The organism is Micrococcus sp. HG099, from assembly GCF_024723355.1.
Classification (GTDB): Bacteria; Actinomycetota; Actinomycetes; order Actinomycetales; family Micrococcaceae; genus Micrococcus; species Micrococcus endophyticus.
In genome coordinates this window covers 1-5,547 of the sequence record NZ_JANQCJ010000139.1, presented here as the reverse complement: position 1 = coordinate 5,547, position 5,547 = coordinate 1, and the positions used below count along the sequence as shown (strand labels likewise).

The following is a 5,547-nucleotide window of genomic DNA, read 5'->3' as shown; positions in this document are numbered from 1 at the left end:
TGGGGGAAACGCCCGGTTCCATTCCGAACCCGGAAGCTAAGGCCCACAGCGCCGATGGTACTGCAACCGGGAGGTTGTGGGAGAGTAGGTCGCCGCCGGACATTCTTTGGGGAGGGCCCTGCACTTTGGTGCGGGGCCCTTCTTGCATTCCCGGGGGAGGCCCTGCACCTGGTGGTGCGGGGCCTTCCGTGTTTCCAGGGGCCGGTGCCCCACCTCGGCTGCCGGCCAGGGGTCGTGGCGGGCCGGGTGTCAGAGCTCGCCACGGGCCCGCAGCCGGGAGGACAGGGCTCGCGTGAGCCGGCGCCCCAGCCGCTGCGCTTCGGTCTGCAGCTCGGAGAGCCGCCCGTGGAGCTCGTCGGCATGGCGGGGCTTCTGGGAGTCTGGCAGGTCCAGGAAATCCCGCAGGGCGGGCTCCAGGCCGTGGGAGAGGAGCAGGAGCAGTTCCTGGGCCTCGGCCGGACGCTGAGCGCTCACGCGGGCCCATGCCGGGCCGTACTCGGCCGCCCGCTCGGTGATCGTCCACGCCAGGTCTCTGCTGTCCGGACGCAGCCGGTGACGTTCCGCGGTCATCAGCGTCCGCAGTGAGTGCACGGCAGCTTCCAGCGACGCTCGTCCTGCGGTTGAGGCGTCGTCGTCGCGGGGCGCCCCGGACGGGCCTCTGAACGGCCACCAGGCCATCGCCGCACCTCTCTCCGTTCCCGTGCCCGGCGGGCACTCCTGCCTGCGATTCTGCCCCGTCCTCCCGGTTTGGCGGCGCTCCCTCAGGCTGGTATAGTCGCTCTCTGTTGGATTCAGGTCTGAGACCTCCAACGGGGTGTGGCGCAGCTTGGTAGCGCGCGTCGTTCGGGACGACGAGGCCGCAGGTTCAAATCCTGTCACCCCGACCAGCAGAAGCCCCCGCTCACTCGAGCGGGGGCTTCGCCGTGTCCGGAGCCGTTCGTCTCCGAGGCAAGAGAAATCTATTGACGTTCGATCGATCCCGTTCGACACTCGAGCCATGAGACATCGACTCGCCACCTGGGTGCTCCAGGGACTGCTCGTCCTGGCCGTGCTGCTGATCCTCTTCCTCCAAGTGATCGGCCTGCCGTGGCTGGGCGGAGAAGTCGCGCGCGACCTGCCGGCGGAGGCGTTCATGCGGTGGCCCGTCACGGCCCTGGCGATCGTCGGCCTGGCCTTCGTCCAGGTGGGCCTGGTCGGCACCATCCGCCTGCTCGCCCTCACCCGCACCGACCGGATCTTCACGGCGCGCGCCCTGCCCTGGGTGGACGCCATCATCGCGGCGTTCGTGGGCGGCGGGCTCACCTGCGCGGCCACGATCGCCTACCAGGCGACCGCCGTGAGCGGCCCGCCCCTGTGGAGCCTCATGCTCCTGGTCGGCACGGCGGCCGGCCTGGGCCTGGCGCTGCTCATGGGGGTGATGCGGAGCCTCCTCACCCGGGCCACCGCGCTGCGCGACGAGATGGACGCGGTCATCTGATGGCCATCGTCGTGCGCATCGACGTCGAGCTCGCCCGCCGCAAGATGCCCGTGGGCGAGTTCGCCGAGCGGGTGGGCATCACCCCGGCCAACGTCGCCGTGCTGAAGAACGGGCGCGCCAAGGCCGTGCGGCTCAGCACCCTCGAGCGGATGTGCGAGGTCCTGGGGTGCCAGCCGGGCGACCTCCTCGAATGGGTCCCCGACGCAGCTGCCGCCCCCGGTCCGGGCGCGGCGCCGGCCAACGACGACGACGGGCGGCCCGGGACGCGGTGACCTCCGAGGCCGCCCGTGGCGAGCGGGAGCCTCAGCCCTCGCTGCGCCGGCGGGCGTGCTCCTCGAGGAACTGCAGGTGCTCGGGGCGGGCCTGGTCGACGTCGCCGGCCACGTCGTCGTGCTTCTGCGTCCACTGCTTCACGTACGGGCACACCGGGACGATCCGGAAGCCCGCCGCCACGGAGTCCTTCAGGGCCTCGCGCACGAGCACGGAGGCCAGGCCCCTGCCGCCGTACTCCTCGGCCATCTTGGTGTGCGGGAAGATCCGCTGGGCGACGCCGTCGGTGCCCTCGTAGTCGATGGCGAGGGTGTAGCCGGCCACGGTGCCGTCGCCGTCGACGACGATCTCGTACTTCTCGCCGACCCTGCGGACCTGCGGGGCGTCCAGGGTGGGGGTGTTCTCGGTCATGGTGGGTCCTTTCCGGGGGGCGGCGGGGCGGGAGGCTCCCTTGTCCCGCACGAAAGTGCCGGCGGAGGCTCCCGTTTCCCGCACGGAAGTGCTGGGGGACGGGCCGCGGGGTCAGCCGCGCGGGCGCATGCGGGTGTTCGGCAGCGGCGGGGCCGGGATCGGGGGCTTCGGGTCTGGTGGGAAGTCGCCGAACTGGGGGAAGGCGCGGCCGTCGTCGTACGCGGTGCCCACGAGGGCGTCGAGCAGCGCGCCCTGGACGGGGGAGCCGAGGGCGCCGTCGTCGTCGCCGCGGAGCGCGCGCGCAGCCGCGGAGGCGAGCGGGGAGCCGTCCTCGGGGGCCTCGAAGCCCATTTCCTGCTGGTAGGCGGACCGCCAGCGCACGACCTCCTCGTGGGAGCGGCCCACGAAGTTCCACCACATGATGATCTGCTCGCCGAGCGGCTCGCCGCCGATCAGCAGGGCGATCACCGGCTCCTCGCCGGCGGTCACGGTCAGCTCGGCGGTCCCGGTCCCGACGTAGCCCAGCTGGGCGGCCGGGACGTCGGCGCCCTGCAGCGTCACGGCGCCGGAGACGGTGAGCAGGCCGTGCTCGTGGTCCTGCGGCACGGCGATGCGGGCGGTGGCCCCGGGCTCGAGTCGCAGCTCCGCGCCGGTGAGGGGGATGTAGGTGGGCACCGGCGAGGACTCGCCCAGGAGGTCGCCGAGGAACACGCGGGCCGTCCAGCCCTCGCCCGCCACGGGCTCCGGGCGGTGCGAGTGCAGCGCCGGCGCCGAGAAGCGGTGGGCGTCCGGCAGGGCGTACCAGAGCTGCGCGCCGTGCAGCACTGAGGTGTCGTCGGTGGAGTACTCGGTGTGCGTGATGCCGGTGCCGGCGTTCATGAGGTTCACCTCGCCGGGGCGCACGGTGGCCCAGTTGCCGGCGGAGTCCGCGTGGGCGATGCGCCCCTCGAACAGCCAGGAGACCGTGGCCAGGCCCGTGTGCGGGTGGCGCGGGACGTCCATGCCGCCGGTGGCGGAGACGTCGTCCGGGCCGTAGAAGTCCAGGAAGCACCACGCGCCGATCAGGCTGCGGGCGCGCTGGGGCAGCGTGCGCTGCACCGGCATGGCGCGGGGCCCGCCCAGGGGCACCTCGCGCGGCTCCAGGATCTCGACGACGGCGCCCGCGTCCCCGGCGGCCTCCGCGACGCCGGAGCTCAGCCCGTCCGTGAAGCGGGCCTCGCGCAGGGACTCCTCCTGCCCGGTGGGGGCGGCCCCGGGGCCGTTCTCGCAGACCTGTTCCTTCGGGTCGCGCTCGGTGTTGCTCATGGCGGGGGCCTCCGTCAGTCCTCGCGCCGACGCACGGGGTGGTGGGAGAGGATCGAGATCCGGTTGGTCAGGTTCATCACCATCGCGGCCCACTGGACGGCCGCGTACTGGGCGTCCGTGAGCGCGGCGGCGGTGGAGGCCTGCACGTAGTGGAGCTGCTCCTGCTCGGGGAGCTCAGTGACGGCCTCGGCGAGCTCGAGCGCGGCCCGCTCCTGCTCCGAGTACACGGCCTCGGCCTCGCGCCAGGCGGGCAGCAGGGCCATCCGCTGGGCGTTGAGCCCAGCCTTGGCGCCCTCGCGGGCGTGCAGGTCCAGGCAGAACCCGCAGCCGTTGATCTGGGAGACCCGCAGGTTCACGAGCTCGACGAGCTGGCGGCCCAGGCCGGCCTCCTCGGCGGCGGTCCGGACGGCGGCGGCCAGGCCGCCGACGGCCTTCCAGGCGTCGGGCACGGCCTTGTCGAGGTAGAAGGCGAGGGGGTCCTTGCGGGGTGCGGGGTTCTCAGCGGCGCTCATTGTCCTTCAATTTTGCATAAAGTCGACGGGAAAGCCAGACCCGGGCGCCCGAGTGCGGCCGCCTCAGAACCGACCCGAGGAGCCGGTCCCGGAGAACGAGCCGCCCGAGGAGCCGTAGCCGGTGCCCGAGGAGGACGAGCTCGACGCCGCCTCGCGGCGCTCCTGGACGGACCGCTCGCCGGCGCGGTGCCCGGCGTTGAACGCCACCACCGTCCAGTAGGCGTCCGAGGGCAGCGTGGAGTCCAGGATCGAGCCGCGCGCCGCCCGGTGCGTGCCCCGCCGGGAGCGCAGCTTCTCGCGCAGGATCCGCCGCTCCTCGTCGTCGTCGCTGAACGCGGTGATCTCCGCCTCGGCCACCGAGCCCACCAGCGAGGTGAGGCGCCCGCGCAGCCCGTCCAGCTCGTCCAGGGCGGCGGCGGGCGTGACGCGCTCGGCCTCGAGGTCGCCGCCGAGCGCATCGAGCCGGCCGGACGCCTCCGCGCGGAAGGACTCCAGGGCGGCGACGGCGGCCTGGACGGACGGGGTGTCCGTCACGGCGTCGCGCAGCTCGGCCACGGCGTCCAGGTCCTCGCGCAGCGGGGCCGTCTGCAGGTCCCACGCCACGGGCCACCCGGGGTGCCGGTTCAGGAGGGCGTTGGCGGCGCCGATGGCGTCGTCGAGCCCGTCCAGCTCGGCGGTCTGCGCGCGCAGGGCCGCGGCCGCCTCGCGGTGCTCGCGGCGGTGCAGGTCCTTCTCCGGGACGGCCTCGAGCCGCTGCTGCTCCGCGGTCGCGTCCAGAGTGCGCTCGCGGAAGCCCCGGAACCGCTCGAGCAGGGTGGCGGCGTGCGGGGAGTCCGTCGGCACCGTGGACGCGTTGACCTCGGTCGCGTCCAGCTCCAGGGTGACGGCGGTCAGGTGCCCGCGGGCGGACTCGAGGTCCGCCTGCGTCCGGGCCTGCTTCTTCCGGCGGTCGGCCATCACGGCGGCGCCCGTGCCGGCCCCGACGAGCCCCACGGCGCCGGCCCCGACCCACAGCCCCGGGTGCTGCCACCACGGGCGGCCGATCAGCTCGGCCGCGGAGTCGGTCACGTCCACGAGGGCGTCGGTCCACTTCGCGGCGCGGGCCGCCTCGTAGCCGTCCTCGCGCACGTCCTGCAATTGGTCCGTGCTCAGGGAGCGGTCCTCGCCCACGTAGAGCCCGAGCATGCGGTTGTCCGGATCGAGGGCCACGATCACGAGGCCGTCCGCCCACGTCTGCCCGTCCGCGCTGAGCCAGTCCGGGTGCTCGGCCCGGGCCCGCTCGAGGACGCGCCCGTTGAACGCCTGGGAGGCGCGGTCGTCGTCGAGCCCGGACAGGTCCGGGCCGCGCTCGGTCACCACGGCCACGCGGGTCGGCTCGCGGAACTCGACTTCCGCCAGGCCCCGGCGCAGCCGCTCCGGGTCCACGACGCCGGCCTCGTCCACGAGCTCGACGTCCTGCCACTCGACGGCGGCGGCCTGCGGGGCCGCGACGACGGCGGAGGCCGCGATCCCGGCGACCGGCAGTGCGAGGGCCGGGGCGGCCGCGCCCGCGAGGGCGGCGGCGGACAGGGC

The 5,547-nt window shown here is 74.1% G+C and carries 7 protein-coding genes, 1 tRNA gene and 1 rRNA gene; 4 read left to right on the top strand and 5 right to left on the bottom strand.

The features are described from left to right. Nucleotides 1-101: ribosomal RNA gene (gene rrf / locus NWP10_RS10315) — 5S ribosomal RNA — on the top strand; the annotation flags it as partial. A 148-nt stretch (nucleotides 102-249) separates the two neighbouring features. On the opposite strand, the gene NWP10_RS10310 is transcribed toward rrf, so the two are convergent. Further along, on the bottom strand, nucleotides 250-570 hold the full coding sequence (locus NWP10_RS10310; RefSeq protein WP_248195154.1) for a hypothetical protein: 321 nt from the start codon (nucleotides 568-570) through the stop codon (nucleotides 250-252). A gap of 240 nt (nucleotides 571-810) precedes the next feature. Here NWP10_RS10310 and NWP10_RS10305 point away from each other — a divergent pair. The 3 genes from NWP10_RS10305 to NWP10_RS10295 all read left to right on the top strand — a co-directional run bounded on the left by NWP10_RS10305 (nucleotide 811) and on the right by NWP10_RS10295 (nucleotide 1,749). Continuing rightward, a tRNA-Pro gene (locus NWP10_RS10305) sits at nucleotides 811-887 on the top strand. Between the two features lie 110 nt (nucleotides 888-997). Next, a complete protein-coding gene (locus NWP10_RS10300; protein WP_158495199.1) occupies nucleotides 998-1,477 on the top strand; it encodes a DUF2975 domain-containing protein in 480 nt (159 codons plus the stop codon). Further along, nucleotides 1,477-1,749: a helix-turn-helix transcriptional regulator gene (locus tag NWP10_RS10295; RefSeq protein WP_017489392.1), complete on the top strand. Its 273-nt coding sequence runs from the start codon at nucleotides 1,477-1,479 to the stop codon at nucleotides 1,747-1,749. Before NWP10_RS10300 ends, NWP10_RS10295 begins: the two co-directional genes overlap by 1 nt. 31 nt (nucleotides 1,750-1,780) lie before the next feature. Here NWP10_RS10295 and NWP10_RS10290 read toward each other — a convergent pair whose 3' ends face one another. The 4 genes from NWP10_RS10290 to NWP10_RS10275 form a co-directional block, all read right to left on the bottom strand. Then, nucleotides 1,781-2,158, bottom strand: a complete 378-nt coding sequence (locus NWP10_RS10290; protein WP_017489391.1) for a GNAT family N-acetyltransferase — start codon at nucleotides 2,156-2,158, stop codon at nucleotides 1,781-1,783. 111 nt (nucleotides 2,159-2,269) lie between these two features. After that, on the bottom strand, nucleotides 2,270-3,463 hold the full coding sequence (locus tag NWP10_RS10285) for a pirin family protein (RefSeq protein ID WP_258300839.1): 1,194 nt from the start codon (nucleotides 3,461-3,463) through the stop codon (nucleotides 2,270-2,272). 14 nt (nucleotides 3,464-3,477) lie between these two features. Continuing rightward, nucleotides 3,478-3,975 carry a carboxymuconolactone decarboxylase family protein gene (locus NWP10_RS10280; protein ID WP_258300838.1) on the bottom strand — a complete coding sequence of 166 codons (498 nt, stop codon included), beginning with the start codon at nucleotides 3,973-3,975 and terminating at the stop codon, nucleotides 3,478-3,480. A 63-nt stretch (nucleotides 3,976-4,038) separates the two neighbouring features. Further along, the coding region (locus NWP10_RS10275) for a DUF5129 domain-containing protein (RefSeq protein ID WP_258300837.1) at nucleotides 4,039-5,547 on the bottom strand (1,509 nt) is incomplete at its 5' end.

Excerpts from the sequence above, each read along its gene's own strand:
- NWP10_RS10295 (WP_017489392.1), top strand. The coding sequence starts at position 1,477 with ATGGCCATCGTCGTGCGCATCGACGTCGAGCTCGCCCGCCGCAAGATG.
- NWP10_RS10280 (WP_258300838.1), bottom strand. The coding sequence starts at position 3,975 with ATGAGCGCCGCTGAGAACCCCGCACCCCGCAAGGACCCCCTCGCCTTC.
- NWP10_RS10290 (WP_017489391.1), bottom strand. The coding sequence starts at position 2,158 with ATGACCGAGAACACCCCCACCCTGGACGCCCCGCAGGTCCGCAGGGTC.
- NWP10_RS10285 (WP_258300839.1), bottom strand. The coding sequence starts at position 3,463 with ATGAGCAACACCGAGCGCGACCCGAAGGAACAGGTCTGCGAGAACGGC.
- NWP10_RS10310 (WP_248195154.1), bottom strand. The coding sequence starts at position 570 with ATGACCGCGGAACGTCACCGGCTGCGTCCGGACAGCAGAGACCTGGCG.
- NWP10_RS10300 (WP_158495199.1), top strand. The coding sequence starts at position 998 with ATGAGACATCGACTCGCCACCTGGGTGCTCCAGGGACTGCTCGTCCTG.